This is a genomic window from Saccharomonospora marina XMU15 (assembly GCF_000244955.1).
In the GTDB taxonomy this organism is placed as follows: Bacteria; Actinomycetota; Actinomycetes; order Mycobacteriales; family Pseudonocardiaceae; genus Saccharomonospora_A; species Saccharomonospora_A marina.
Window position 1 is genome coordinate 4,540,933 of the sequence record NZ_CM001439.1, and the last position, 26,138, is coordinate 4,567,070.

22 protein-coding genes are annotated in these 26,138 nt (G+C 69.3%); 8 read left to right on the forward strand and 14 right to left on the reverse strand.

What is annotated here, in order from left to right:
* Positions 1–4: 4 nt before the first annotated feature.
* Together SACMADRAFT_RS21420 and SACMADRAFT_RS21425 are read right to left on the reverse strand one after the other, a co-directional pair.
* Entirely contained in the window at positions 5–763 is a 759-nt protein-coding gene (locus SACMADRAFT_RS21420; RefSeq protein WP_009155943.1) for a hypothetical protein, read from the reverse strand.
* Between the two features lie 271 nt (positions 764–1,034).
* On the reverse strand, positions 1,035–1,970 hold the full coding sequence (locus SACMADRAFT_RS21425) for a cation diffusion facilitator family transporter (protein WP_009155944.1): 936 nt from the start codon (positions 1,968–1,970) through the stop codon (positions 1,035–1,037).
* Between the two features lie 141 nt (positions 1,971–2,111).
* Here SACMADRAFT_RS21425 and SACMADRAFT_RS21430 point away from each other — a divergent pair, with 141 nt between their 5' ends.
* The gene (locus tag SACMADRAFT_RS21430; protein WP_009155945.1) at positions 2,112–5,222 is read left to right on the forward strand and encodes an AfsR/SARP family transcriptional regulator; all 3,111 of its coding nucleotides are present in this window, start codon (positions 2,112–2,114) and stop codon (positions 5,220–5,222) included.
* Here SACMADRAFT_RS21430 and SACMADRAFT_RS21435 read toward each other — a convergent pair.
* The 6 genes from SACMADRAFT_RS21435 to SACMADRAFT_RS21460 form a co-directional block, all read right to left on the reverse strand.
* Complete coding sequence (locus SACMADRAFT_RS21435; RefSeq protein WP_157617295.1) at positions 5,206–5,679, reverse strand: hypothetical protein; 474 nt, start codon at positions 5,677–5,679, stop codon at positions 5,206–5,208. The genes SACMADRAFT_RS21430 and SACMADRAFT_RS21435 overlap by 17 nt on opposite strands.
* A 195-nt stretch (positions 5,680–5,874) precedes the next feature.
* Positions 5,875–7,110 carry a mannose-6-phosphate isomerase, class I gene (manA, locus tag SACMADRAFT_RS21440; protein ID WP_085977936.1) on the reverse strand — a complete coding sequence of 412 codons (1,236 nt, stop codon included), beginning with the start codon at positions 7,108–7,110 and terminating at the stop codon, positions 5,875–5,877.
* Positions 7,111–7,229: 119 nt separating this feature from the next.
* Positions 7,230–8,318, reverse strand: coding sequence for a hypothetical protein (locus tag SACMADRAFT_RS21445; RefSeq protein WP_040925825.1), 1,089 nt, complete (start codon positions 8,316–8,318; stop codon positions 7,230–7,232).
* Entirely contained in the window at positions 8,311–8,550 is a 240-nt protein-coding gene (locus SACMADRAFT_RS21450; protein ID WP_009155949.1) for a Trm112 family protein, read from the reverse strand. Before SACMADRAFT_RS21450 ends, SACMADRAFT_RS21445 begins: the two co-directional genes overlap by 8 nt.
* 56 nt (positions 8,551–8,606) lie before the next feature.
* On the reverse strand, positions 8,607–9,965 hold the full coding sequence (locus SACMADRAFT_RS21455) for a phosphomannomutase/phosphoglucomutase (protein ID WP_009155950.1): 1,359 nt from the start codon (positions 9,963–9,965) through the stop codon (positions 8,607–8,609).
* Positions 9,966–10,045: 80 nt separating this feature from the next.
* Positions 10,046–10,402 carry a DUF3499 domain-containing protein gene (locus SACMADRAFT_RS21460; RefSeq protein ID WP_009155951.1) on the reverse strand — a complete coding sequence of 119 codons (357 nt, stop codon included), beginning with the start codon at positions 10,400–10,402 and terminating at the stop codon, positions 10,046–10,048.
* Positions 10,403–10,486: 84 nt separating this feature from the next.
* Between SACMADRAFT_RS21460 and SACMADRAFT_RS21465 the strand changes: the two genes are divergently transcribed.
* Positions 10,487–10,954 carry a metallopeptidase family protein gene (locus tag SACMADRAFT_RS21465; RefSeq protein ID WP_009155952.1) on the forward strand — a complete coding sequence of 156 codons (468 nt, stop codon included), beginning with the start codon at positions 10,487–10,489 and terminating at the stop codon, positions 10,952–10,954.
* On the opposite strand, the gene SACMADRAFT_RS21470 is transcribed toward SACMADRAFT_RS21465, so the two are convergent.
* On the reverse strand, positions 10,915–14,325 hold the full coding sequence (locus SACMADRAFT_RS21470) for a glycosyltransferase family 2 protein (protein WP_009155953.1): 3,411 nt from the start codon (positions 14,323–14,325) through the stop codon (positions 10,915–10,917). The genes SACMADRAFT_RS21465 and SACMADRAFT_RS21470 overlap by 40 nt on opposite strands.
* 65 nt (positions 14,326–14,390) lie before the next feature.
* On the reverse strand, positions 14,391–14,714 hold the full coding sequence (locus SACMADRAFT_RS21475) for a WhiB family transcriptional regulator (protein WP_009155954.1): 324 nt from the start codon (positions 14,712–14,714) through the stop codon (positions 14,391–14,393).
* 241 nt (positions 14,715–14,955) lie between these two features.
* Here SACMADRAFT_RS21475 and SACMADRAFT_RS21480 point away from each other — a divergent pair, with 241 nt between their 5' ends.
* Complete coding sequence (locus tag SACMADRAFT_RS21480) at positions 14,956–15,729, forward strand: site-2 protease family protein (RefSeq protein ID WP_040925826.1); 774 nt, start codon at positions 14,956–14,958, stop codon at positions 15,727–15,729.
* Between the two features lie 121 nt (positions 15,730–15,850).
* Here the strand turns inward: SACMADRAFT_RS21480 and SACMADRAFT_RS21485 are convergent, their stop codons facing one another.
* From SACMADRAFT_RS21485 to mshB, 3 genes are read right to left on the reverse strand one after another with little or no spacing between them, the layout of a single operon-like run.
* Positions 15,851–16,639, reverse strand: coding sequence for a hypothetical protein (locus SACMADRAFT_RS21485; RefSeq protein WP_009155956.1), 789 nt, complete (start codon positions 16,637–16,639; stop codon positions 15,851–15,853).
* Positions 16,640–16,683: 44 nt separating this feature from the next.
* Positions 16,684–17,079 (reverse strand): hypothetical protein, encoded by a 396-nt coding sequence (locus SACMADRAFT_RS21490; protein ID WP_009155957.1) that lies wholly within the window; start codon positions 17,077–17,079, stop codon positions 16,684–16,686.
* A gap of 2 nt (positions 17,080–17,081) precedes the next feature.
* Entirely contained in the window at positions 17,082–17,909 is an 828-nt protein-coding gene (gene mshB / locus SACMADRAFT_RS21495; protein WP_009155958.1) for an N-acetyl-1-D-myo-inositol-2-amino-2-deoxy-alpha-D-glucopyranoside deacetylase, read from the reverse strand.
* A gap of 389 nt (positions 17,910–18,298) precedes the next feature.
* Between mshB and SACMADRAFT_RS21500 the strand changes: the two genes are divergently transcribed.
* The 5 genes from SACMADRAFT_RS21500 (at position 18,299) to SACMADRAFT_RS21520 (ending at position 24,214) form a co-directional block, all read left to right on the forward strand.
* A complete protein-coding gene (locus tag SACMADRAFT_RS21500) occupies positions 18,299–20,053 on the forward strand; it encodes an ABC transporter family substrate-binding protein (protein ID WP_009155959.1) in 1,755 nt (584 codons plus the stop codon).
* 154 nt (positions 20,054–20,207) lie between these two features.
* Positions 20,208–21,188, forward strand: a complete 981-nt coding sequence (locus SACMADRAFT_RS21505; RefSeq protein WP_009155960.1) for an ABC transporter permease — start codon at positions 20,208–20,210, stop codon at positions 21,186–21,188.
* Positions 21,181–22,107: an ABC transporter permease gene (locus tag SACMADRAFT_RS21510; protein WP_009155961.1), complete on the forward strand. Its 927-nt coding sequence runs from the start codon at positions 21,181–21,183 to the stop codon at positions 22,105–22,107. The genes SACMADRAFT_RS21505 and SACMADRAFT_RS21510 overlap by 8 nt, the downstream gene beginning before the upstream one ends.
* Entirely contained in the window at positions 22,104–23,165 is a 1,062-nt protein-coding gene (locus SACMADRAFT_RS21515) for an ABC transporter ATP-binding protein (protein WP_009155962.1), read from the forward strand. The genes SACMADRAFT_RS21510 and SACMADRAFT_RS21515 overlap by 4 nt, the downstream gene beginning before the upstream one ends.
* Positions 23,162–24,214, forward strand: a complete 1,053-nt coding sequence (locus SACMADRAFT_RS21520; protein WP_009155963.1) for an ABC transporter ATP-binding protein — start codon at positions 23,162–23,164, stop codon at positions 24,212–24,214. The genes SACMADRAFT_RS21515 and SACMADRAFT_RS21520 overlap by 4 nt, the downstream gene beginning before the upstream one ends.
* Positions 24,215–24,256: 42 nt before the next feature.
* Here SACMADRAFT_RS21520 and SACMADRAFT_RS21525 read toward each other — a convergent pair whose 3' ends face one another.
* Positions 24,257–26,023 (reverse strand): ABC transporter family substrate-binding protein, encoded by a 1,767-nt coding sequence (locus tag SACMADRAFT_RS21525; protein ID WP_009155964.1) that lies wholly within the window; start codon positions 26,021–26,023, stop codon positions 24,257–24,259.
* Positions 26,024–26,138 lie beyond the last annotated feature (115 nt).

Consider the following 26,138-nt stretch of genomic DNA (forward strand, 5'->3'; position numbering starts at 1 on the left):
GGAGTTACGCCTTGCCTCGGCGCGCCCTGGCGAGTGCCAGCAGTGCCCCGCCGCCGACGAGCAGCGCGCCGCCGACGCCGAGCAGCCAGCCGCCGCTGAAGCCGGTGGAAGCCAGGTCGCCGCTGTCACCTGCGGGTGAGACCGCGGGCTGGGTGGTCGTGGTGGCGGCGGCCGCGCCACCGCTCGTGGTGGCGCTTTCGGTGGTCTCGGTGGGGCGTGTGCTCGTCGGCTCGGTGCCGCTGGTGGTGGGCTCGGAGGTCTCGGTCGTGGTGCCGGTCTCGGAGGGCTTCGTGGTGGTCGTGGAGTCCTCGCCGTCCTTCTCGCCGCAGACGAACCAGTGACTGATGTCCGGCAGGTTGTCGTTCTGGCCGGTCAGCGGCGCTTGCAGGTCTTCCCAAGGCAGTTGGCCGAGGTCGGCGACGGAGTAGACGTTGTAGCCGTTGCCGCCCTTGACGACGACTCCGGTCACCGTCATTGCCTCGGGGATGTCGAGGATGTCGAGGTACTGCGTGCCGTCTCCGCCCCGGACCTGTTCGGGGTCGTCCTCGTCCAGCGGTAGCGGTTCGCCGTCGAGGCCCGCCGTGCCGCATGGGTCCTTCTGCTCCTGGCCGGCATCGACATTGCCACCGTGGACGGTCGCTCGGCTGTCACTGGGGCTCGGCTCGTTCGTCGCCGAGGCGAGGCCGGTCGTGCCTGCCAGCAGGCCGAGCGTCATCGCGGAGGCCGCGACGACGCGCAGGAGGGATCTCGGACTCACAGACATGCGGTATCTCCCGTGCGGATGGGGACGAGTGAACGGCGCCCGGGGGGCCAGGACGCCAAGCCGCACGGACCCTAACCCACCCGAATGAAGATCGACGCACGCGCGGACCAGGCGGTAACGCTATCGATCTCGATCGGTGACCATGGCGCACCAAACCGGACCCATATCGCAACCTTTGCCACACGGAACGCTCAACCGGGCGCTACAGAAAGTGAGAAACGTGCCGCCTCAGGGCCACCCCGAGGCCGCCTCGCTGCCGCCCGATGGCGCCTCAATGAGGGGCGGTGGCTTTGTCGTCGGCCGTGCGATCGAGGTCAGGTTCGAGATAGATGAGCCGGGCCACCGGCACCTTCTGCCGGACCCTGGTCTCGGCGTCGTCGATGGCTCGGGCCACCTCCGACATCGAGAGGCCCTTGCGCATCGCCAGCTTCGCCGCCACCAACAGCTCCTCCGGCCCGATGTACTGGGTGCGGATGTGGATGACGCGCTCGATACCGTCGGCAGTCAGTTCGCCCATGATCGTGGCGAGTTCCCGCTGCCCTGAGCCCTCGCCGATGAGCAGGCTCTTCATCTCCACGATGAGAATGATCGCGATGATCCCGAGAAGCACACCGATCATGACGGTGCCGATGCCGTCCCACACCGGATCACCCGTTACCACCGAAAGCCCCACGCCGATCAGCGCGAACACGAGGCCGAACAGCGCACCCGCGTCCTCGAGCAGCACCACCGGAAGCTCAGGCGTCTTCGACTGCCGGATGAACGCCCACCAGGTCTTGTCGCCCTTGATCGCTCGCGACTCCACGATGGCGGTGCGGAAACTGAACGTCTCCAGCACGATCGCCACCACGAGGATGGTGATGGCCACGACCGGGGTGGTCAGTTCCTCCGGATGCTGAACTTTGTGGATTCCCTCGTACAACGCGAACGCGGAGCCGAGCGTGAACAGCATCAGCGCCACGATGAAGGAGTAGAAGTAGCGGTCCCTGCCGTAGCCGAACGGGTGTTCGGAGGTGGCTCGCCGTTTCGACGTCTTGTGGCCGAGCAGCAGCAAGCCCTGATTGGAGGTGTCGGCCACCGAGTGCACAGACTCGGCGAGCATCGACGACGAACCCGTGATCAAGAAGCCTACGAACTTGGCGATCGCGATACCCGCGTTGGCCAGCAACGCCGCGATGATCGCCTTCAACCCACCGCCTGCCGCCACGGCTGCCCCCTGTCGCATTCGACGCTCGGTCGGGTTGCAGCTTAGAGCCTCGGCCTTCCTCGTGGCCGCCCACCTCACCTCCGCTGCCCCGCGGTTGTACGACCTGCGTAGGATGTCCCACCTCGTGCGGGGAAGGACACGATGACCAGGTTCGGAGTGCTGGGGCCACTCACCGCCACGAGCGCCACTGGGGAACAGGTTCGGCTGAGGGGACAGCGGCAACGCGCGTTGCTGGCGATGCTGCTGTGCCACGAGGGGGAACTCGTGCCGGTGGATCGCCTCGTGGAGGCGCTGTGGCCGGATGTCCCTCCCAAGTCCTACGCCTCGAACCTGCACACCTACCTGTCCCGGCTACGCGAACGCCTTGGCGGGATCAACATCCTGCACGAATCGAGGGGCTACCGGCTGCTGGCCCACCCCGGCGATCTCGACCTTCGGATGTTTCGGCTGAAGACCACCGAAGGCAGGCGCGCCGTGCGGGAAGGGGACCCCGCGGCCGCTGTGGCATGCCTGCGCCACGCGCTCGCACAGTGGCGTGGCCCCGCCGCGCTCGCCGACGTGCACGTGCCCCAGCTCGCCGCGTTCACGGCCGCGCTCGACGCCGAACGGCTCACCGTGCTGGAGGACTGCTTCGACGCCGAACTGGACCTCGGCCGACACACCGAAGTCGTCGGTGAGCTCGAGGGCTTCCTCGCCGAACACCCGCTGCGTGAGCGCGCGGCCGCGCAGCTGATGCTGGCGCTTCGGCGGGGTGGCAGGCAGGCAGACGCGCTCGCCGTCTACACCAGGACGCGGTCTCGGCTGGTCGAGGAGCTGGGGGTGGAGCCGGGCGCGGAGCTGCGCCGCGCGCAGGCTGCGGTGCTCAGCGGAGAGGACGACGTGAGAAGGGCCCGAAGCGTCGCGACAGCGACCGCCGGGTCCGCGGGGGCCGCTGGGGCAGCCGGCTCAGTCGCGCCATGGCCGATCTGCCAGTTACCACCCGACCTCAGCGACTTCTTCGGGAGGCGGACCGAGCTCGACACCATCACCGAGTTGCTCGCGGCGGGTGAGCAGACCGTGCCGGTCACCGTTGTCAGCGGGGAGCCCGGGTCGGGCAAGAGTGCGCTGGCCGCGCGCGCGGCTCACCGGGTTCGCACGCTGTTCCCCGATGGCCAGCTGTTCGTGCACCTCGCCGGGGCGAGCGCGCCACGCGACCCCGCGGACGTACTCGCCGACCTGCTGCGCGCGCTCGGAGTGGCGGGCCCGGCCATTCCGGACGACCCGCAGGCCAGGGCGGCCGCGTACCGAGGCAGGCTCACCGACCGCAGGGTGCTGGTCGTGCTCGACGACGCCGCGTCGCCGGAGCAGGTACGGCCGCTGCTACCGGGCACGCCAGGCTGTGCCGTGCTCGTGACGAGCAGGTTCCGGTTCAGCGGGCTCGACGGCGCCTACCGGGTGCCGCTGGGTCCGTTCACCGATGCCGAGTCCACCGCCCTGCTCGAACGCATCGTCGGCAGGCAGCGCGTGACGGCCGAACCGGTCGCGGCCGCGCGAATCGCGGCCGCCTGCGGCAACCTGCCGCTGGCCCTGCGCATCGCGGGCACCCGCCTGGCGATGCGCCCGAATCTGCGACTCCGCGCCTTGGCCGACCGGCTGGACGACGAGCGCAACCGGCTGGACGAGTTGGCCGTCAACGACCGGCAGGTTCGCACCAGCATCGCGCTCAGCTACCACGCACTGAGCCCGGCGGCTCGCGACGCCATTCGCGCATTGGCGCTGTGCGGTGACATCAGCGCGCCCGCGTGGGCGATCGCGGTGCTGATCGGGCGCCCCGTAGCCGACGGGGTGATCGAGGAACTGGTCGAGGCCAGCCTGCTGGCGCCGATCAGCACCGACAGCACCGGCGAGCCGAGGTACCGGCTGCACGACCTGGTGCGGGTCTTCGCGCGGGAGCAGCAGGAGCAGCTCCACAGCAGCGAGGAGCAGGTGCGAACCGTGCGCGGGATCGTCGACGCCACCCTCGGGCTCACCGACGCCGCCGCGCGGCAGTTGCCGTGGACGGTTCCGTTGCCGATGCGGTCACCGGCAGGCCTGCCACCACAGCCGCTGTCCAGAGAGACGGTCGCGCGGCTGGTGGACGACGCGCAGGCGTGGTTCGCGACCGAGCAGGCGAACCTTGTGACGGTGATCGATTCGATCTTCCGGATCGGCTGGCACCACAAGGCCGTCATGATCCTGGAGCGGCTGGGCGCCTACCTGTGGCTTCGCGGTCAGTACGCCGACATGCGCGATTGCCATGAGCGGCTGCGGCTGCGGGCGCGCCGGGTGGGTGAGCGCAGGATCGAGGCATGGGCGGAGGCCAACATCGCCGTGCTGGTGCATGCCCGTGGCGAGCACGACGAAGCCGAGCGGCGATACCGACGGTGCGCGGCCCTGCTCAGCGAGTTGGGCGAGCGCGGCACGGCGGCGTGGGTCACCGGCAATCTGGCGGGCTGCCTGATCGGCCTAGGCAGGCCGCAGGAGGCACTCGACATCGCCGACAGGGCACTGAAGCTGCTCGGCACCGACCAGATGGGCGTGCAGCACGTCGAGCTTGTCAAGGCGGAGGCGTTCAACCGGCTCGGCAGGCTGGAGGAGTCCGTCCGCGCCTGCAGGCGAACACTCGCCGCGGCTCGGTTGTCCGGCGATCCGCTGCGGATAGCACTGGCTCTGCACGGGCTTTCCTGGTCGCTGGCACTGTGCGGGGAGTTGGAAACCGCACACGAGCTGGCCGAGGAGTCGGTGTCGCTGCTGCGGCCGTTGCCCGTGCGTTCCGCACTGGCTCGTTCGCTACGCACGTTGGGCGCCATCCGTGCCGGCCTGCGGCGACGGCAGGGCGCGATGGCTGCCTACACCGAGGCTCACCTGCTGGCCAGCGAACTCGACGAGCGGCCGAGGCAACTGTCGTGTGGCAGGGCGATCGCTGCCTGGATGATCGGTGAGGGAAAGGTGGCCGAGGCCATCGCGGCGCTGCGCGACTGCCTGACCGAGTTCAGGCAGATGGGAAGCGTCGCCTCGGTGGCGATCACGCTGCGGGTGCTCGTCAGGGCCTACGAGGTGGTGGGTGAGGACGGGCTCGCGGAGCGGGCCGCCGCTGAGGCGGATCGGTTGGCCAACCCCTCCGACGCCAGCGCTGTCACCCTGGTGGCGCTGCTGCTCGAGCTGACGCGAGATGCCGGACGCGCACTCGTCGGCACGCGCCCGGCACCACCCCCTGTCAGCGATTGGCTTTGAGCTGCCTGGCGTAGCGGTTGTTGGGCGGCAACCACACCAGCACGAAGGTCGCGATCGCTCCCAAGATGCCCAGTGCGGCGGGCATCTGCATCAACTTGGTGCCTTCGTCGCCGAGAATCACGAGGTCGACGAACAGCAGGAGCGCGGCGGAAATCGTCACGAGCACCCGGCTCCAAACCGCGGCGCGGCCCATGAACAGGGCGAACAGCAGCAGTGCGGCCCCAGTGACGAGCGCCATGATGCCGCGCGCGTTGAGCGTGTCCACGGCCTCGCCCATGAGAGCGGACCCGGCCATGGCATCACGCACACTCGCGGCGTCCTCGTCCGCGATCGTCGCGACGATGTCGATCGCGAGGTCCTCCCCGCCGGTCACCATCACGATCCCGCTCACGATCGTGGCGATGGCAGCGGCGACGGCGATGCCGATGGCCGCCAGCAGGGTGCCGGGGCGGCGCACGGCCGGGGTGGCAGCCGCCTGCCCGACCGGTCCGGCCGACGCTGTCGGTTGCGATGTCACAGCGTTGTTCTCCTTGAACTCGATCCCAGTTGAGTGACGTGGTGTGTCACTCACACAGGCGAGTATGGAGAAGGGCACCACACGGAACGAACACAGTTGCTACACCGTTCGTGTGCTCTTGCTGTTGCACCGACGTCACGGCGCGTCGGTGCAGGTACCCGCCGTCGCCCGGAACACGTGTGCGGGGCCTGCCGTCACCGGACGCAGCCGCACCGATGCCTCGCAGGCGGGCAACCACACCGACTCACCCCTGTGCAGTTCGACCTTGGTTCCGTCGTCGGAGCACAGCAGCAGCTCACCCACCGTGCACAGCAGGATCTCCGGACCGGTGCCCCGCAGTTCGAACTCGCCGTGATCACCGGCGTCCCACGCGATGCGGGAGAGTTCGAACTCCGGCGCGTCGGTGCTGTACACGGCTGTGCGTCCCTGTGGCTCCCCGCGCAACACCGGCATGTCGCCGCACGCGAAGTCGACCACCCGCAGCAGTTCCGGCACATCGACGTGCTTGGGCGTCAGCCCGCAGCGAAGGATGTTGTCGGAGTTGGCCAGTATCTCCACGGCGGTTCCGTGCAGATAGAGGTGCAGGTTGCCCGCGGGCAGGTAGATGGCCTCGCCCGCACTGAGCGTGAGCCGGTTCAGCAGCAACGCGGCGAGCACGCCCGCGTCACGGGGGTGGGCCTCACCGAGGCCGAGCACGGTACGGCACTCGGTGTCGAACTCACCGTGCTCCTTGACGTGGTGCACGCAGGCGTCGAGCACTTCGGGCAGCAGCCGGTCCAGCGCGGGTTGCGGCAACGTGATCCACGTGGTGAACAACGTCCGCAGGCCGTCGGGATCGGGCTGCGCCGCGAGCAGCTCGGTGTACTTGGTCAGCCCCGGCGTGTCGATCGCCTTCAGCAGCTCCACCGTGCGGTACGGGTCGCGGAACCCGGCGAGCGCGTGGAACTCCGTCAGCGCGCACACCAGTTCCGGCTTGGCAGTCGGGTCGGGGTAGTTGCGGTTGGCCGCGTCCCTCGGGATGCCCGCGGCCTCCTCACGGGCGTACCCCTCCGCCGCCTGCTTCGCCGAGGGGTGCGCCTGCATCGAAAGCGGTTCCTCCACCGCGAGGATCTTCAGCAGAAACGGCAGCCTGCCACCCCAGCGGCTCGCGCATCGCTCGCCGAGCTGGCCGACCGGGTCGGACTCGACGACTTCCAGAAGGCTGCGCTCGGTTCCGTCCACGCCCACCACGCGCGACGGGTCACCCGGATGGGCACCCATCCACAGCTCGGCCTCCGGGTGTGGCGAGGGCACCGGCCTGCCGAGCAGCTCCGGGATCGTCGTCCTGGAGCCCCATGCGTACGGCCGTACCGCGTTGCGCAGCAGTTCCACGGTCAACTCAACTCCTCGCCGGTCCGCCGTACCGGCAGCGTTTGCGTCGGATGCGTGCACGCGAGCCGACCGCGACGCATGTCAGCCACAACCTCTCCGTTCCTTTCGCGCCGCGCCTCCTAGGCGGTGGCCTGCCCGGCACGACCGGCTCCACCGATGGTCCCTGCCGCGAGGCCCAGGTACACGGCGGCGAGTTCGAACCGCAATGCCAGCACGGCGGCCCTGCCGACGTCATCGGCCTCGATCTCGTCGGCAGGAGCCAGCACGTCCGCCGAGGGCAGTGCCTCGCCCGTCCGAAACCGCGCGCCGTCCGCGGCCGGTCCGGTGCGCACGGCAAGCAGCAGGACCCGCGGTGGCGGTCCCTGCGCAAGGTCATCGTCGGGATCGGCGAAGATGTCACGGTTTCCCGCGGCCTCCAGCGCCGCGCGGTAGAGCGCGGGCCTGGCCACGGCCTGCCGGTAGTCGGCGACGTCGCTGACCAGCGCCGCGTGCGCGGCCAGTGCGTGACCGGCATGGTGGCCGACGGCCACGGCGATGTGGTCAAGGCCCCACAGCATCGGCGTGTGTTCGGCAAGTCGAAGGGCGAGCCCCTTGGCCGGGTTCACGAACGACTCGTGACCGAGGTGGCACTTCTCGGCCTCGTTGTCGAGTTGGTCGGCGAGGGACTCGATGTCGGCGACCACGAGGCCGAGCGTGTTGGCCGTGAGCAGCCCGGCGGCAAGAGCCCTGGGAAACGCCAGCTCGGGCGGCACCGGAACCCGGGGCGCGATGAGCAGTCCCCTACCCGCGACCGACGACGCCACCGGACCGTCCGGCGGCGCGGAGATCACCACGGTCGAGCCGTAGCGGGCCGCGCGCTCCAGTGAGGTGGCGAGGTCGTGGTCGTAGGGGTCGTCGGTGTGGGCAAGCACCACGTCGAGCGCGCCGATCCAACTGGGCACAAGGTCACTGATCACCACGGGCACCGGGCTGGTGTGAGCCAGCAGCGCCTCGAGCACGAGAGCGGCGGAACGGCTGACACCAGGCCGCACCACGAGGACGAGGCAGCGGGGCCTGCCCAGGTCGAGCCGCTCGGACAGCTCCAACTCGGCAGCAGCCTCCGCGGTGGCCCTGACCTGCGCACCCGCCATCGCCGCGGCGCGCAGCAGCCCCGCACCGTCGGCTTCGGCCAACCGCGCGGGGTCGTCGAGCAAGGAGTCGTCAAGCACCGTCTGGGCTGGATTCGTCACGGGATTCTCGCTCGTCGCCCTTCGTCGGGGGCGTCGCCTCGTCGAGCAGCAGCACGGGGATACCGTCGCGCACGGGGAACACCCGGCCGCACGCGGTGCAGGTCAGTGCGTCCGCGTCCGGGTCGTCCGGCGAGCCCGGCGTCAGCGGCGCGTGATCCGGCGAAGGGCACGCCAGGATCTCCAACAGGTCCGCGTCGATGGTGACCGCCATCTGTCCTCCCACTCTTCCTCTCTACCACTGTGAGCCCCACCGTGGGCAGTCGCGGCCTAGCCGCGAACGATCGACAGCACCTCGTCGGTGAGAGCTTTCACGGAGCCCTCGTCGGGGCCCTCCACATTGAGGCGCAGCAGCGGCTCGGTGTTGGAGGCACGCAGGTTGAACCAGCCGCGCTCGCCGAGGTCGACCGTCAGCCCGTCCAGTTCGTCGATGCTCACACCACTTCGCCCGGCGAACGCGTCCTTGACGGCCAACTGGCGCGCGACCTGGTCGTCGACCGTGGAGTTGAGCTCACCGGATGCCGCGTACCGGCTGAACTGCCTTGCCAGCTCCGAAAGCGGGCGTTGCTGTTCCCCCAGCGCCGCCAGCACGTGCATGGCGGCGAGCATGCCGGTGTCGGCACGCCAGAAGTCCCGGAAGTAGTAGTGCGCGGAGTGCTCGCCACCGAAGATCGCGCCGGTCTCGGCCATCTTCTCCTTGATGAAGGAGTGACCCACCCTCGTGCGCACCGGGTTGCCGCCGTGCTCGCTGACGATCTCGGGCACCGCTTTGGAGGTGATGAGGTTGTGGATGATCGTGGCACCCGGCTCCTTGGCCAGTTCGCGCACGGCCACGAGCGCGGTGACCGCGCTGGGTGAAACCGGCTCGCCGTCACCGTCCACCACGAAGCAGCGGTCGGCGTCACCGTCGAAGGCAAGCCCCACGTCGGCACCGACCTCACGAACCTTCGCCTGCAGGTCGACCAGGTTGGCAGGGTCGAGCGGGTTCGCCTCGTGGTTGGGGAAGCTGCCGTCCAACTCGAAGTACATCGGCACGATCTCGATGGGCAGGTCCTGCCCGAGCACGGCGGGCACGGTGTGCCCCGCCATACCGTTGCCCGCGTCGACGACCACCTTCAGTGGCCGGATGTCGCTGAGGTCGACCAGTGTGCGCAGGTACTGCGCGTAGTCGGCAAGCATGTCCTGCTGGGTCACCGTGCCCGGCTGGCCCGCGAACTCGGGCACACCCTGTTCGACGGTGTCCCTGATCTCGGCGAGACCGGACTCCTGCCCCACCGGCGCAGCGCCCGCGCGGCACAGCTTGATGCCGTTGTACCTGGCGGGGTTGTGGCTGGCGGTGAACATCGCACCCGGCATGTTCAACCGGCCGGAGGCGAAGTACAACTCGTCGGTGCTCGCCAGTCCGATCAGCACGACGTCGAGACCCTGCGAGGTGACGCCGCGCGCGAACGCGTTCGCGAGGCCGGGCGAGGACTCCCGCATGTCGTGGCCGATCACCACCGACGGTGAGTCCGGCTTGATGAGCAGCGCGAACGCAGCCCCGAAGTCGGTGACCAGATCCTCGTTCAACTGCTCACCGACGACACCTCGGATGTCGTAGGCCTTCACGATGGCCGACAGGTCTGACACGCCTCTCCCCGATCGTCGTGCTGGTGGCTTCTCGCAAGCGTCGATACCCGCGCAAGAGCCTACCGACACGCGCTGTGTTGTCAGGCGCGGCCGGGCAGCACGCGCAGATGGCCACGCCTGCCGGAGCCGGTCTCCGGCTGCTCGGCGGGGGCGGGAGCGCGGTCGGTGCGGCCTGCCTCTCTGACGGCCTCGGCGAGCGCGGTGAGCTCGTCGCTGGACGGCTCCGGTGCCGCGAACTCACCCTCGTGCCGTACGACCTCCCAACCCCTCGGCGCGGTCAGCCGTAGCGCGTGCGCCTCGCAGAGGTCGTAGGAGTGCGGCTCCGATGCTGTGGCGAGCGGTCCCACCACGGCCGTGGAGTCGCTGTAGGCGTAGGTCAGCGTGGCGACCGCGGGCTCAAGGCAACCCGTCCGCGAACACTTCCGCACGCTCGGCACGGTTGGTCACGATAGCCGGTGTGGCGCCGGACGCGGCGCAGACACACCGGGAAGGTCGGCGCGCGAAAGCGTACCCTTCCCCACGTGGCTACGGCTCGGAGTTCGCGACAGCGGCGGCGGCACCGCCGCGACCGGCACGGTCGCGGCCTGCGTGGGCTGTTGTATCCCGCTACGCTGCCCGCCGCGGCCAGCCGCGCCGAGAAGTTCGACGCGCTGGTGCTCGACGCGCTGGAACCGATCGAGGCCCGCTGGCGGCACGAGCTCACCAAACTGGACGTGGCTGTGGACGACGTGCCCGAGGTGCGTACGGAGCTACCCGAGACGCAGGCCGACGGCCTGTTGCTCGACGGTTCGGTACCCATCTCCCGGCTGGTGCCCGCGGGCGTCGACAAGACCGGCCTGCCGACGAGGGCCAGGATCGTGCTGTACCGCAGGCCGCTCGAGGCACGGGCGAAGGACCCGGCCGAGCTGGCGGACCTGGTCCACGACGTGTTGGTGGAGCAGGTGGCCAGCTACTTGGGAGTGGAACCCGACATCATCGACGGCGGCTGAGAAGCACGTGCTCGCGGACCTGCCCGCTCGCCACGGCGGGCTGGACCGCGACGGCGGGCCGGGATCGCGGTGAGCCCCGTGAACAGCAGTGCCGCGACCTGGCCGAGCAGCAGCAGGTTGTGCAGCACGGCCGGGTACTCCACGGTGACGTCGGACTGCCTCGGCGGTACCGAGACCGCCACCTGGTGCCCCCACGCGGGCACGATGGGCACCGGCTCACCGTTCACGGTCGCGCGCCAGCCGGGTTCGTGCTCGGCCGCGAGCACCAGCAGGCGACCGGCGGGTCCGTCGGAAACCCGTACCCGCACCTTCGGCGGCCAGGCATCCACAGGCGCCACGGCCGAACCACCCATCAGTTCGCCGCTGGGAGGCTGGCCGCTCACCGCGCGCCTGGCCTGTTCCGGCGACACCAGCGTGACCCTGCCCGACACCGGCGAGAGCCGCAGCACGGCCCGGCCGTCACCGGTCGGCGCCGCCCCGGTCACCAGGTCGGGCGCGGCCGCCCGCAGCGCGGCGCCGGTTTCGCCCGGCGGGAGCACAACGAAGAGCACACCGGCGGCTGCCGCCGAGGTCACCGCTTCCGGCGAGCCCGCGAGCAGTTCCCGCTGCCAGCCCGCGAGCCGCTGCGGCACGCCCGCCACCGGGGCGATGGCGTCATCACCGAATCTCGGCGTGCGGGCGGCCACCTGGCGGACCCGCTCACCGAGCACCAGCACGCCACGCCCGGTCTCGGCGAGTTCGGCGGTCAGCGACGGGGCAAGCCGCAGCCCGCCTCCCGCCTGCAGCGGCCCCTGCCTGCCCGCCGCCACCGCGCCCGCGCCGAGCGCGACGACCAGCGCGGCGCAGGCGACCGCGACGAGCCGAGTGAGCTGCCTCGGCACGGCGTCGCGGCCTGCGACGCCCGCGCCGAGCACCATGGCGAGCGCTCCTGCGCCCGCGAACAGCAGCGGCACCCCGGTGAAGCCGGGCGCCGGTGTGACCCCGCCGAGCGGGACCACACTCAGCAGTGACACCACCGCCGCTCCGGCCGCGCCGAGCGCGAGCAGCACCAGTCCAGGCACCAGCCGCACGGTCGGCCGCACGATCGTGGCCACGACCGCCGCGGCCACCACGGCGATCCCCACCGGCAACCCACCCGGCCCCGCGGGGTCCAGCCCGGCGAGATCGGCGCCGCCCGGGAGTACCCACGCCGGGCCGCCGAGGCCGTGCAGCAGCAACGCGGGGTGGCTGAACAGCGCGGGCAGCCAGGGCAGCAGCAGTGCCAGCGGCAGCAGCACCACGATCGCGACGGCGGCCAGCGACCTGGCGGGCCGGTGCGCAGGCTGCGGCAACGCCACGAAGCCGATCAGCGCCAGCACCAGCGTCAACGCCAGGGCCAGCGGCGAGAACGCGCCGAGCACCGCGAGCGCGAGCGCACACAGCACGCTGCTGCTCAACCAACGCCGGTCCGACCGGGTGAGCACGGCGGCGACGCCCGCGAGCACAGCGGGCAGCAGGATGTGTGCCACCACCACGTCGAGCCTGCCCTGCGCCACCCCTGCCGTCGCCGACGGCAGCAGGCCGTAGGCGGCGGCCACGGCGGCGCGCACCCAGCGGTCGACCCGCAATCGCCGCGTCGAGAAGTAGGCAACCAGAGCGGCCAGCGGTGCGTCACCGAGCAGCAACACGGCCACAACCGCGGCGGGGCCGCCGAGCGGTGCCAACGGCGCACCGAGAACGCCGAGCACGGCCAGCGAGACGGGAGCCGTGCTCGCCGTGCCTCCCGCCACCGCGTGCCAGGGTTCGAGGTAGGTGGTCCATACCTGACCGAGCTCGCCGACCGGCAGCAGCGCACCTCCCGACAGGTCGAGGCCCAGCCGCTGCCAGTTCACGGCGAGTGTGATCGCGGTGAGTGCCAACAGCAACACGAACGGGGGCGCGAACACGGTCGCCGCGAGCAGCCTGCGGCGGTCGACCTCGACGAACACCAGTTCCCTGCCGCCTGCACCGCCTTGCGGGCCCGGTGAGGGTTGCGCTGCCGATGGTGCGAGCGCACCCGGCTCGGCATCGGCGTCGTCCTGCGGCACGCTGACGGCGACGATCTCGGCAGGCCTGCGCAACCCCGCGCTCGGTGATCGGATCGAACGGCGCGCCCCTGCGGGCAGCGCCTCGGGGCCGACCGGCCTTTCGCGGCTGTAGCGAGCTTCGGGCGGAATCCACGCGGACTCGTCCCCGGAGGTCTGCGGCAACCGGCCGAGCACCGCGTCGCTTTCCACGCGCCTGCGCACCAATCGCACGGCCGAAGCGGCAACCGCTTCCCGTAGCCGGGCCGCCCTGCCGGTGAACAACCCCCGCACGGAGCCGCGAGCGGTTCGCGCCGCACGCGCGGCACGCAGGTTCGCGTGACCACCGAACAGGAACGCGATCGCGGTGAACTCGGCGCGCGCCCGCTGCCGGTCGCCAAGCAAGGCGAACCCGGCACCGCGCAACAGAGCCAGCCACGCCAACCTCGGCAGGCCGAGTACGAACGCGAAGGTCGAGCAGTTGACGAGGTAGGTACGCAAGCCGTAGGCGCGGTCGGCGGCCGCCACCGAAGCGAGCGAACCGGGCAACGCGTGCGCCTGCCTGCGGCCGGTCGCCACAGCCCGAACGTGCCGCAGCCGTGCAGGCGGCACGCACAGCACCACCTTGCCCGCCGCGTTGGCTCGCCAGCCGAAGTCGACGTCCTCGCGCAGCAACGGCAACTCGCGGTCGAAACCGCCGAGTTCCTCCCACGCCTGCCGCCGGATCAACGCGCCTGCGCTCGACAGTGCCAGTACTTCCGTGGTCTGCTCCGGCGCAGGTTCGCCGTCACCGAACCGTCGTGGCACGGCCAGCCTGCGCTGGCCGGAGGCATCGGTGGACAGTCCCGCCTCCACGATCAGCCGAGGATCGGTCCAGTCCACGGCGAGCGGGCCGAGAGCCGCCGCCGACGGCGCGGTGTCCGCGGCCCGCAGCAGCATGTCGAGGCACGTCGGCTCGGGTGCGCTGTCGTCGTGCAGCAGCCAGATCCACGCGCCGGGATCACCCCAGCGGTCGCAGGCGTTGTCGACGGCTGCCGCGACGGCGGCAGCGAAACCGGTGTCGGCTTCGAGCGTGATGACACCGTCGAGGATGACCGCTGCGGTGTCCTCGCCGTGTCCCGCGGCTTCGGCGAGCATTTCAGCCGTGTCGTCGCTGGAGCCGGTGTCAACGGCGAGAATGTGCCGTGGCCGAATCGTGCTGCGGCGCAGGGCGGACAGCACGAGCGGCAGCCACTCCGCTCCGTTGTGACAGACCAGGACGGCGAGTACCGGCGCGGTCGACAGCGATGGCGGCGACAACTCGGCAGACTCGATGGAGGACCGGGGCAAGTACCTCTCCGTAGCTCGAAAGGGTGGGCGGTTCGCCTACCCTAACGACGAGCCCCGGTATGCGATCACACCGCGCGCTTCTTCAGTTTGCGCCGCTCCCGCTCCGAGAGTCCGCCCCAGATGCCGAACCGTTCGTCGTGCGCCAGTGCGTACTCGAGACAGTCGTCCTTGACCTCGCAGCCCTGGCAGATACGCTTCGCTTCCCGGGTGGAGCCACCCTTCTCCGGGAAGAAGGCCTCAGGATCGGTCTGCGCGCACAGGGCCCGCTCCTGCCAATCCTGCTCCCCCGCCACATCGAGGAGGTCGGTGAGAACGCCCAGATCGTCGTCCGGGTGTCCACCCCACTCCATGACGTGCCCCCATTCCATTCCAGTAGTGTCTAACCGCACGTCCGCCTCCTCGCTCTCACGCACTCCCAGGCTTGGCGGTATGGGATGCCACGCGCTGCCCCCCTTCAGACAGCGAAAATGACATCAATGTGATTACACCCGTGTAGTAAGGCTGGGTCAAGCGGAGTAGCGAGGTTGGGGGATAGTCCCGGCGCCGTGCGCAAGGGGACACGCCGAGAAGACCGCGTCCGGATCCGACACGGGTGGTCCGCGCCGCAGCCGGATGGGACAAACTAGGCCCGTGCAACGTTCAGTGGTCCGCCCCAGCCTGCTCTTCTACGTCATTCTCGCCGTCACCGTCGCGGGCGGCATCCTGGCCGCGCTCGTCGACCCGGTAACCATCACCGGCCGGACCGTGCTCGGAACCGTCGGGGTGTTCGTCCTCGTGATCGGCGGCTGGGCGCTGTCGCTGACGTTCCACGAGTTCGGGCACGCGCTGGTCGCCTACCGAGGCGGCGACCGCGAGGTGGCCGCCAAGGGCTACCTCTCGCTGGACATCCGGCGCTACACCGATCCGGTTCTGTCGCTGGTGCTTCCGCTGATCATCCTGGCGATCGGCGGTATCCCGTTGCCGGGCGGCGCGGTTTGGATCAACCGGTGGGCGCTTCGGTCGCGTTCGGTGTCGTCGTGGGTCTCGCTCGCGGGCCCGCTGAGCAACCTCGGCCTCGGGATCGTGCTCACGGTCGTGGTGACGCTGGTGGACATGCCGCTCGGTCTGCTGGTCGGCCTTTCCTACCTCGCCTCGCTGCAGATCCTCGCGTTCGTGATCAACATCTTGCCGGTGCCCGGGTTGGACGGCTTCGGTGCCATAGAGCCGTACCTTTCACCGCAGGCGCGGGAGTTCGGAGCCAAGGCGCGGCCATGGGCGCCACTGGTGCTGTTCGCGCTGATCTTCGCGCTGCCCGGCTTCGCGCAGGTGCTGTGGGACATCACCGACACGCTGTTCGGCGCGGTCGGCGGCGACGAGCGGGCCGCGCAACTCGGGCAGATGATCTTCATGTTCTGGCGTTTCTGACCGACCTCCCGAGCGGCAACGCAGAACTCGCGGGCGGCAACGCAGAACTCGCGGGCGGCAACGCAGAACTCGCGGGCGGGAACGGGGGACTCGCGGGCGGGAACGGGGGACTCGCGCGGGGTCAGGTGTTGCGGGCGAACCACTCGTCCGCGCGCTTGGCCACCCGCTTCAGCCCGGCGCGTTCCCCGAAGTAGCCGCCCACCATTCCCACCACGGGCAGCATCCCGATGGCGTGGTGGTAGAAGCGGCCACTCGGTCGTTTCTCCAGCTCGTCGGAGATCGCCAGCAACGAGCGGCCCAGCCGCCACAGCGTTCGCGCCGAGGCCTTGAGCGTGACCTTGCCGTACCGCCTCGACGACTCGTCCAACTCCTCGGTCAGCTTGCCGGTCTCGGCGTCCTCCTCGGCCGTGTCGTGCCCGGCGAAGCGCCCTTGCGCGAGTTCGGCCGGGATCTCGCGCTCGAACAGCACCCACGCCACGAGGCGGACCCGATCGCCGACATCGGTCACGCCGCGCTCCCCCGCGATGGCGCACAGCAGCACGCCCTGCGAGGCCGCGCCGAGGGTGTCCTGGATGGGCAGCCGGTCCGCGAGCGCCCCGCCCAGGCCGGGGACGGCGGTGAGCAGCGAGGTGAACCGGCCGACCCGGTTGATCCACCAGTCGGTGCGCTCACCGGCAGCCATCCTGCTCCACGCCGTGGTGCCCGGTACCCGGACCGACCGCAGCCCCTCGACCAGCCGCGCTCGTGACTTCGGTTTCAGCTCCGGTTCCTCGCCGGCCTCGCCGGCCTCGCTGCCTGCGACGAGTCCGAACGGGTCGGCCTCGCGTAGCGCATCCACCATCGGCCCGGTGGCACGCACGAACGGCCGCAGTGCGGCGACGACGTGCCGGTCGGTGATGGCCTCCCCCATCGAACAACCGCCCTTCCTGGTCGCGCTGGCCTCGGTCGGCGAGCCTATCGAGATCGGCCGGTGACCGGTGCCAGTGAGCCGCCGAGCGCGAGAGCCCCAGGCAACGCGCCTGCGGCAAGCAACAGCAACGTGCGCCAGTCGGCCAGCAGCACCACGTCCCCGCCCGGTCCCAGCACGCCGAGCACCAGCAGCGTGAGCAACCACACCAGCAACGGCACCGTCGCCAACCTGCGGGAGGTGAGCCTGGCCGCGACGACCACCAGCAGCGGTGTGGTCACTGCGGCGACAACGGCGCTGATCGGCGCGGGTGCGTCCTGCAACCGGGGCAGCAGCAGACCGTCGAGCCGCAACGGCAGGTAGAACAGCTCAAGCACGGCCAGCAGTGCGGCGTCGGCGGCGAGCACCGCGATCAGCAGCCGGTCGGCTGTCCTTTCTCGCACGGCTACAGGCCCCCGAACAGGTCGGTGTCGGCACCGGCGCGCGGCCCTTGGGCGAGTACGAAGAACTCCGTGTCCGGCACCGGTTGCGCGAGGTTGTTGGAAAGGGCGAACCAGTCGGCTCCCACGGTGAGCTGAGTCTCGTGGGCGCGCAACGCGGCGAGCTTGGCGTCGCGGTGGGCACTGATGTCCACCCGCGTGGTGATCAGCTCGTCGTCGGTGGTCGGCAGCTCACCGGCATCGGGCACCCGGAAGGGCACGTCGTCGCGGGCGCGCAGTTGGGCCAGTCCTCGCGCGGTCGCGGCGGCCGAGTTGACGGTGTGGAACACCCGCGACACCGACTCGGCGCGCTCGGCCGCGGCCATCGTGATGTCGTGAGCGCGGATGTGGTCGGGGTGGCCGTAGCCACCGTTGGCGTCATAGGTCACGACCACCTGCGGGCGCAGTTCCTTCAGCACGTCCAGCAACTGCTCCGACTGCCTGCGCAGCTCGCCCCGCACGAACGCGCGCGGATGTTCGGCGGCGGGCGTGCCAGCCATGCCGGAGTCCCGCCAGGCCGCGATGCCGCCCAGGTATCGGTGTGATGTCCAGCCCAGTGCGCTGCCCGCCGCCGCGAGTTCGCTCGCGCGGTACCCGCCGAGCTGGTCACCCGCCCAGGAGCCCAGCTGCGCGAGGTCGGGCGGGATGATCTCGCCCTCCTCGCCCAGCGTGCAGGTCACCACAGTGACCTGGGCACCTTCGGCGCTGTAGCGAGCGATCGTGCCGCCCGTGGTGATGCTCTCGTCGTCCGGGTGCGCGTGCACCATCACGAGCCTGCGTTCAGCGGGGATCACGGCTTCAGCCTAACTAGGTAATCGGCACACCTAAGTGTTGCCGGTTGGTTACTGAATGACATTCAGTTCCTTCGGGGTGTCCACATCTCGGAACACCTCGGCTATTCTCCCGGCGTTACGAGAAGCGCCACGTCGAGGGAGTAGGGAGCAGGGGTGCGGAACCCGTACGGCCGTCACGCTGGAGAACCGGCAATACCGGCATTTCACTCGTTCGGCGTAGTCGTTAGGGAATCACCGTTGCATCACGATCGCTGTCCGCAGCGGTGCACGCGTCGCCACAGTGCTTAGCGTGCAGGGTTAACGGTGCGCGAACTCGATCACATCGAAGAGCTCACCGCGAAGCGTCAGAGATCGCCTCGAACCCCGATGGCGTCCAGCAAGGAGAGTCAATGTTGAGAAGCAAGTCACGCGTGGCGCGGTACGCCGCGCTCGTCGCAGGAGCGGCACTCGTCCTGTCCGCGTGCGGTGGGGGAGGGGAAGGCGACGGCGAAGGCGGCGGCCAGACCGGCCAGGCGTTCGCCGAGTGTGATGCCAACCCCAACGAGTGCAACTCCGCTCCGGCCGACCAGCTGCAGGACGGCGGCGAGGTCACCATGGCCATCGAGAAGAACATCCCCAACTGGAACCTCACGTCCTCCGAGGGGAACGTCTTCGAGAGCAGCATGGTGCTCAAGGGCGTGCTCCCCTCGACCTTCATCAGCCAGCCCGACCTGACGTTCAAGATGAACGAGGACGTGCTGGAGTCGGCGGAGCAGACCAACGACGACCCGCAGACGATCGTCTACAAGATCAACCAGGACGCGGTGTGGTCCGACGGCACGCCGATCAGCGCCGACGACTTCATCTACAACTGGAAGGTGCAGAACAGCCGCGACTGCCCTGACTGCGCCGTGGCCACCACCGCAGGCTACGAGCAGGTCAAGTCGGTGGAGGGTTCCGACAACGGCAAGACGGTCACCGTGACCTTCGACAAACCGTTCACCGACTGGCAGCAGCTGTGGGAGTCGGGCGACCCGATCTACCCGGCGCACATCGCCGCGGAGCACGGTGACCTGAACACGCCCAAGGGCCTGAAGTCGGCCTTCGAGTGGTTCAGCAAGAACGTACCCGACTACTCCGCCGGCCCGTTCAAGATCGAGAACTTCGAGAACGACAAGTCGGTCACGCTGGTGCCCAACGAGAAGTACTGGGGCGAGAAGCCGAAGCTGGACCGGGTGATCTTCCGAATCATCACCGAGGCCGCCCAGGAGCCGACCGCGCTGGCCAACAACGAGGTGCAGGTCATCTACCCGCAGCCGCAGGTGGACCTCGTCAGCCAGGTGCGCAACATCCCCAACGTGTCTTCCTACATCGGACTGGGCTTGACCTGGGAGCACTTCGACTTCAACCTCGACACCCCCGCGCTGAAGGACAAGGCGCTTCGGCAGGCGCTGTTCACCGCGGTGGATCGGGAGGCGCTGATCAACGGCACCGTCGGCCAGTTCACCGACAAGGTGAAGCCGCTGAACAGCAACAACTTCATGCCGCAGCAGGAGGGCTACGAGGACGTCATCTCGCAGACCGGGCAGGGTGCCGGTGACATCGAGAAGGCCAAGCAGATCCTGACCGACGCGGGCTACAAGGTCGAGGGCGGCAAGCTGATGGACCCCGACGGCAAGGCCGTGCCGCAGCTTCGCATCCGCTACACGACCGGCAACCAGATCCGGCAGGACTCCTGTGAGCTGTTCGCGCAGTCGGCCAAGGAGCTGGGCGTGAACGTCAAGGTGGAGCCGACCGACGACCTCGGCGGCACGCTGGAGAGCGGCGACTACGACGTGATGGTGTTCGCGTGGGTCGCCTCGCCGTACCCGTTCGCCAACGCCTTCCAGAACTGGACGACCGGGCAGGGCAACAACTTCGGTAACTACAGCAACAAGCAGGTCGACAAGCTGCTGGGCGAGGCCGTGTCCGAGACCGACCGGCAGGAGGCCATCAGCAAGGTGAACGAGGCCAACAAGATCATGGCCGAGGACGCCTACGTGCTGCCGCTGTACCAGAAGCCGACGTTCATCGCGGCGTACGACAACATCGCCAACATCCGCAACAACTCGACGCTGGACGGTCCGGTGTACAACATCGGCGAGTGGGGCCTGCGGGCAGGCTGACGCCACGCGTCTGAACCACTACCCACCGGTGGGGAGGCCGTCGTCACAGGCGGCCTCCCCACCGGATGCGGACCGGCCCCACCTACGCTGAATCGGCGACGCAGCCACCAGCTACGTCACCGCACGTCGACTCGCTCAAAGCAGGAAGACCTCCATGCTCGCCTACGCCCTGCGCCGATTCCTGATATCGGTGCCGATCCTCATCGCCTCGACGTTCGTCGTCTTCCTCATGGCGTCGCTGTCGGGCAATCCGCTGAACCAACTGATGGCGAAGAACCCTCCGCCACCGCCGCACACCATCGAACTGGAGCGGCAGCGGCTGCACCTCGACCAGCCGCTGCTCGAGCGCTACTGGAACTGGCTGACCGGCATCTTCCGGGGTGACTTCGGCCCCTCGGTGCAGTCGACCATGGACATCGGCTCCGAGGTCACCAGCGCCTATCTCGTGACACTGCGACTCATCGCCGCCGCGATGCTCATCGCGCTCATCCTCGCGGTCATCGTCGGTGTGGTCAGCGCCGTGAAGCAGTACTCCGGTATCGACTACACCTTCACCTTCACCGGCTTCCTGTTCCTCGCGATGCCCTCGTTCTGGTTCGCGATCCTGCTCAAGGAAGCGGGCATCAGCTTCAACAACGCCGTCGGCGACCAGGTGCTCTACACCATCGGCGACAGTTCGGTGTACGTCTCCGGCGGCGCGTGGGCGCAGCTCGCGGACACGCTCGGCCACATGGTGCTGCCGACCATCTCGCTGGCGCTCATCTCCTTCGCCGCGTGGAGCCGGTTCCAGCGCGGCTCCATGCTCGAGGTGCTCAACAGCGACTACGTCCGGCTGGCGAGAGCCAAGGGCCTGCCCCGGGGTCGAGTGATGCGCCGCCACGCGCTGCGTACCGCGCTGATCCCGCTGGCAACCGTCACCGCACTGGACCTCGGGTCGATCATCTCCGGAGCCGTCGTCACCGAAACCGTGTTCCAGTGGCGCGGCGCGGGCCACTTCCTGCTGCAGGCCATCCAGCGCGACGACGTCTACGCCATCACGGCGTGGCTGCTGTTCTCGGCGACCATCATCATCGTGCTCAACCTGGTCGCCGACCTGCTCTACGGCGTGCTCGACCCGAGGATTCGCTATGCCTGACAACATCGAAACCGCCCCGCCGGTGACCACTCCGACGCAGCCACCCGTCGAGCGCGAGTTCACCGTCGCCGAGCGCAGCCAGGCACAGCTTGTGGTCCGCAGGTTCCTGCAACACAAGCTCGCCGTCGGCAGCCTGTTCGTGTTGCTGGCCATCGTGCTGCTCGCCTTCGTCGGTGGCGCGCTGTGGAAGTACGACGTGGCCGACCTCACCGGGGACAACTCGCAGCCACCGTCGTTGGACCACCCCTTCGGCACCGACGCCGTCGGCCATGACAGCTTCGCCCAGGTACTGCGTGGTACCCAGATCTCGATCGGCATCGCCGTGCTGGTCGCGCTGTTCGCGACCTTCGTCGGCACGATCTGGGGATCGGTGGCGGGGTTCTACCGCGGCTGGATCGACACCGCCCTGATGCGCATCTCCGACCTGGTGCTGACCCTGCCGCTGCTGGCCGTCGCGGCGGTGCTCGCGCACAACGTCGGCGGCAGCTGGTGGCTGATCGCGGTCGTGCTCGGCGGCCTGTACTGGGCATACGTGTCCCGCGTCGCCAGAGGTGTGGTGCTCTCGCTTCGAGAGAAGGAGTTCATCGAGGCCGCGCGGGCTCTCGGTGCGAGCGATCTGCGGATCATCTTCCGGCACCTGGTGCCCAACGCGCTCGGTTCGGTGATCGTCAACGCCACGATCCTGGTGGCCCTCGCGATTCTCATCGAGACCGCGTTGTCGTTCCTCGGCTTCGGTGTGCAGCCGCCCGACACCTCGCTGGGCCTGCTGGTGAGCCAGAACCAGACCGCCGTCTCGACGCGGCCGTGGCTGTTCTACTTCCCCGGCCTTTTCATCATCCTGATCGCGCTGACGATCAACTTCATCGGGGACGGACTGCGCGACGCGTTCGACCCCCAGCAGACGAAGGTGCGCGCATGACCTCCACCGACCCAGTACTCGAGGTGGAAGACCTGACCGTCCAGTTCCCCACCGACGACGGCTTGGTGCAGGCCGTCCGGGGAGTCAGCTACCAGCTACGCCGCGGTGAGGTGCTCGGTGTCGTCGGCGAGTCCGGTTCGGGCAAGTCGGTGACCTCCATGTCGATCATGGGCCTGCTGCCCAAGACCGCCCAGGTGACCGGATCCGTGCGCTTCCATGGCAAGGAGTTGCTTGGAGCCGGTGACAAGGAGATGTCCACGGTCCGTGGCCGCGGCATCTCGATGGTCTTCCAGGACCCGATGACCTCGCTCAACCCGGTCTACACGGTGGGTGACCAGATCGCGGAGGCGATCCTGGCGCACAACGACATCCGCAAGGACGCCGCCCGGGATCAGGCCATCGAACTGCTCGAGACCGTGCACATCCCGAACCCGAAGCAGCGGGCGAAGGCCTACCCGCACGAGTTGTCCGGTGGGATGCGGCAGCGGATCGTCATCGCGATCGCGATGGCCAACCGGCCCGACGTGATCATCGCTGACGAGCCGACAACGGCGCTGGATGTGACGGTGCAGGCGCAGATCCTGGAGTCGCTGCAGATCGCGCAGCGCGAGACGGGTGCCGCGATGATCCTGATCACCCACGACCTCGGCGTCATCGCGGGACAGGCCGACCGGGTGCAGGTGATGTACGCCGGAAAGGTCGTCGAGGCGGGTACCGCGGACGAGGTGTTCTACACCCCTCGGATGCCGTACACCCTCGGCCTGCTCGGCAGCCTTCCCCGGCTCGACGTCAAGGCCGAGCGGCTCAACCCGATCGCGGGCTCTCCACCCTCGGTGGTGAACATGCCACCGGGTTGCCCGTTCAGCCCACGCTGCCCGCTCGCCGAGGAGGTCTGTGACTCCGAAGAACCCGCGCTCCAGCCGGGTTCGACACCGGATCACCTCGCGGCGTGCCACTTCTCCTACCGGGTGGAGGGCCGCGAACCGGGCGAGTTGTTCCAGCCGAGGACCGACGACCCACAGCCTGCCGCTGCGCTCGAAGGCGAGGCACGCCCATGACGGAGACATCGCTGGCCGCGGCGCCGATCGACACCGGCAACGAGCCGGTGCTTTCCGCCCGCGACCTCGTCAAGCACTTCCCCGTCCGCGGTGGCGGGCTGTTGCGCCGCAGGATCGGAGACGTGCACGCGGTGTGCGGGGTCTCCTTCGACATCTATCCGAACGAGACACTCGGCCTCGTCGGCGAGTCCGGCTGCGGGAAATCCACCACCGCGCGGGTGGTGCTGAACCTGCAGCCCGCCACCTCCGGAGAGGTGCTGTTCCAGGGTAGGCGGCTCAACGACCTGCCGAACAAGGAAATGCGGCGGCTGCGGCGCAGCCTGCAGATCGTGTTCCAGGACCCCTACGCGTCGCTGGACCCGCGTATTCCCGTGAACGAGATCGTGGCCGAGCCGCTTCGGATTCACGGTCTCTACGGCGACAGCGGCAAGGAACGGGTGCGCGAACTGCTGAACATCGTGGGACTGCGGCCTGAACACGGCAACCGTTTCCCGCACGAGTTCTCCGGCGGTCAGCGGCAGCGGATCGGCATAGCCAGGGCGCTGGCGCTGGAGCCGAAGGTGCTCGTGCTCGACGAGCCGGTGTCCGCATTGGACGTTTCGATCCAGGCGGGCGTGTTGAACCTGCTGCAGGATCTGCAGTCGCAGCTGGATCTGTCGTACCTGTTCGTCTCCCACGACCTTTCCGTCGTGCGGCACATCGCCGACCGCATCGCGGTGATGTACCTCGGCAAGATCGTGGAACTCGCACCTGCCGAGCAGCTGTTCCAGAGTCCGGCTCACCCCTACACCCAGGCGCTCATCTCCGCGATTCCGGTGCCCGATCCGCGCAAGGAGCGCAGCAGGCAGCGAATCGTGATCACCGGCGACGTGCCGAACCCGGTGAACCCACCGACGGGATGCCGGTTCCGTACCCGGTGCCCGAAGTTCGCCAACACGCTCTCGGAGAGCCAGCGAAGCCTGTGTGTGGACACCGAGCCCGAACTGATCGATCACGGGCAGGGGCATCCGTCGGCGTGCCACTACGCCGAGAGCGCCCAACTGCTGTAGCGCGAGGGTCTGCCGGTGGGCCTTCGACCCGGCGGCAGACCCTCAGCGGGGCCCTCTGGTCCAGTTGACCGCGGAGGAGAACGGCCCGACAAGAGGCGGGCCGGGAGTGACCCCGGAGACGGTGGAGCCGATGGCCAGCGTGTCGGCCAACTGGAACAGCGGGATGGCCACGTTGCGCTGCCACAGCCGTGGCTCCAGCTCCGCAAGGCTGTCCCGAAGTGGCTCGGTACCGCTGAGCGCGGCATCGATCACGGGTTGCAGTTCCTCGTCACACAACGCCGCGGGATTGGCCGGTGTCCGCAGGCCGCTGTCCTCGGGCGGCTGGGAGTCCCAGCCCGGACCGCAGCCGAACGTCGAGGCAAGCGTCGAAGCCGGGTCCGCGCTCACCGGCCTCGGCACGACGGCGATGTCCACCGTGACCTCGCCGTTCTGTGGCTGCGACCGACCCTGTCCGGTCGGCTCGTCGGGCTCGGTCGTGCTCACCGGTGCGGCGAGCATCGTGGAGAACAGCTCTCTCGACGGCGGTCGAACCGTGGTCACCTCGACCCCTGCCGCGATGAGCTGCCTGCTGAGTTCCTCGGCGATACGCGCGTAGGGTTCCTGCTGCCCGGGTGAGGCCACCACCAGCGACAGCGTCTGGCCGTCCTTGACCCAGGTGCCTGCCTCTCGGGTGTAGCCGGCCTCGGTCAGCAGCCGCTCGGCCTGGCGCGGAGCAGGGCGTCGCGGCGGCCCGGCGGGGATGGTGGGTGCGTAGCCTTCCGCCGAGGGTGCGAGCACCTGGGCGCCCGCCCGCAGCCGGGAAGAGGGACCACCCTGGGTGCCCTCCGCGATCAACCGATCCCTGTCGAGCAGCGCCGCGATTCCCGCACGCACCTTGTCGTCGGCAAGCGCGGGCCCGACCGGGCGTAGCAACACCTCGGCGAGATAGGGCCTCGCCACGGTGTGGGACTGGGCGTCCTCACCGAGTTCGGAGAACAGCTTCACGCCGTCGGCATCGGTGGCGGCGAGAACGAACTGGTCGGTGCCGCTTCGCAGTGCGGCGGCCATCCCCTGCTGGTCCGACCTGTGCAACACGATCCTGTCGACCGCGGCGGGTTTGGCCCAGTAGCGCTCGTTGCGCTCCAGGATGATCTCGCCCCGCTCCTTGTCGACGGTCTTGATGGAGAACGGACCGCCGTAGGCGGGGAAGCTGTCCGCGAGAGCGCCCTGCCACCCGCCAGGCGCGTCCTTGAGCGCGTGCGAAGGCAACAGGTTGTCGAACAACGTCTTCCACCCCGGGTACGGCTCGCTGAAGGTGACCTCGACGAGCTTGCCGCCCTCGCCGGGCTCGATCGAGGAGATCAGCCGGTAACCGGCGGGGTCGACCACACCCGGTTGGGTCTTCATCGCCTCGGCGAGGTAGACGAAGTCCTCGACGGCGATCGGGGCGCCGTCGGACCAGGATGCCTCGGGGCGAATGCGGTAGGTGACGGTGAACGGTTCCTCCGAGGTCACCTCGGCGGAGGTCATCAGGTTCTCGTCAAGGGTGAGGGTGCCGTCGTCGTCCGGACGAAACGGTGAAGGCAGCAGTAGTTGCGAAAGCGCTTGCGTGACCGTGGAAAGGTCACCGAGGTTGTGCGGGTTGTAGCCACCCACCACGTCGTCGAGGCCGACCACGATCTGCGACGGCGTCTCGACGGGAGGAGCCGAGGTTTGCGCGATCGGTGTGCTCACCACAGGAGGGGGCGGGGTGTTCGAGCACGCGGCCAGCAGCACGGCGAGCACCAGCACCAGTAACGGATGAGCCGCCTTACCGCCCTTCGCTCGCACGCCGCAGCCCCTCCCTGCTCGTCGAACAATTGCCTCACCGCGCCCACGACCCGGTGCGCCGTCGTGTCGAGACTGCCAGATCGCATGTCAAGCCCGGATGGCGGTCCGCGTCCCC

Coding starts and splice junctions, on each gene's coding strand:
- SACMADRAFT_RS21420 (WP_009155943.1), bottom strand. CDS start 763: ATGTCTGTGAGTCCGAGATCCCTCCTGCGCGTCGTCGCGGCCTCCGCG.
- SACMADRAFT_RS21485 (WP_009155956.1), bottom strand. CDS start 16,639: ATGGGGGAGGCCATCACCGACCGGCACGTCGTCGCCGCACTGCGGCCG.
- SACMADRAFT_RS21510 (WP_009155961.1), top strand. CDS start 21,181: ATGCCTGACAACATCGAAACCGCCCCGCCGGTGACCACTCCGACGCAG.
- SACMADRAFT_RS21515 (WP_009155962.1), top strand. CDS start 22,104: ATGACCTCCACCGACCCAGTACTCGAGGTGGAAGACCTGACCGTCCAG.
- SACMADRAFT_RS21520 (WP_009155963.1), top strand. CDS start 23,162: ATGACGGAGACATCGCTGGCCGCGGCGCCGATCGACACCGGCAACGAG.
- SACMADRAFT_RS21500 (WP_009155959.1), top strand. CDS start 18,299: ATGTTGAGAAGCAAGTCACGCGTGGCGCGGTACGCCGCGCTCGTCGCA.
- SACMADRAFT_RS21430 (WP_009155945.1), top strand. CDS start 2,112: ATGACCAGGTTCGGAGTGCTGGGGCCACTCACCGCCACGAGCGCCACT.
- SACMADRAFT_RS21505 (WP_009155960.1), top strand. CDS start 20,208: ATGCTCGCCTACGCCCTGCGCCGATTCCTGATATCGGTGCCGATCCTC.
- SACMADRAFT_RS21450 (WP_009155949.1), bottom strand. CDS start 8,550: ATGGCGGTCACCATCGACGCGGACCTGTTGGAGATCCTGGCGTGCCCT.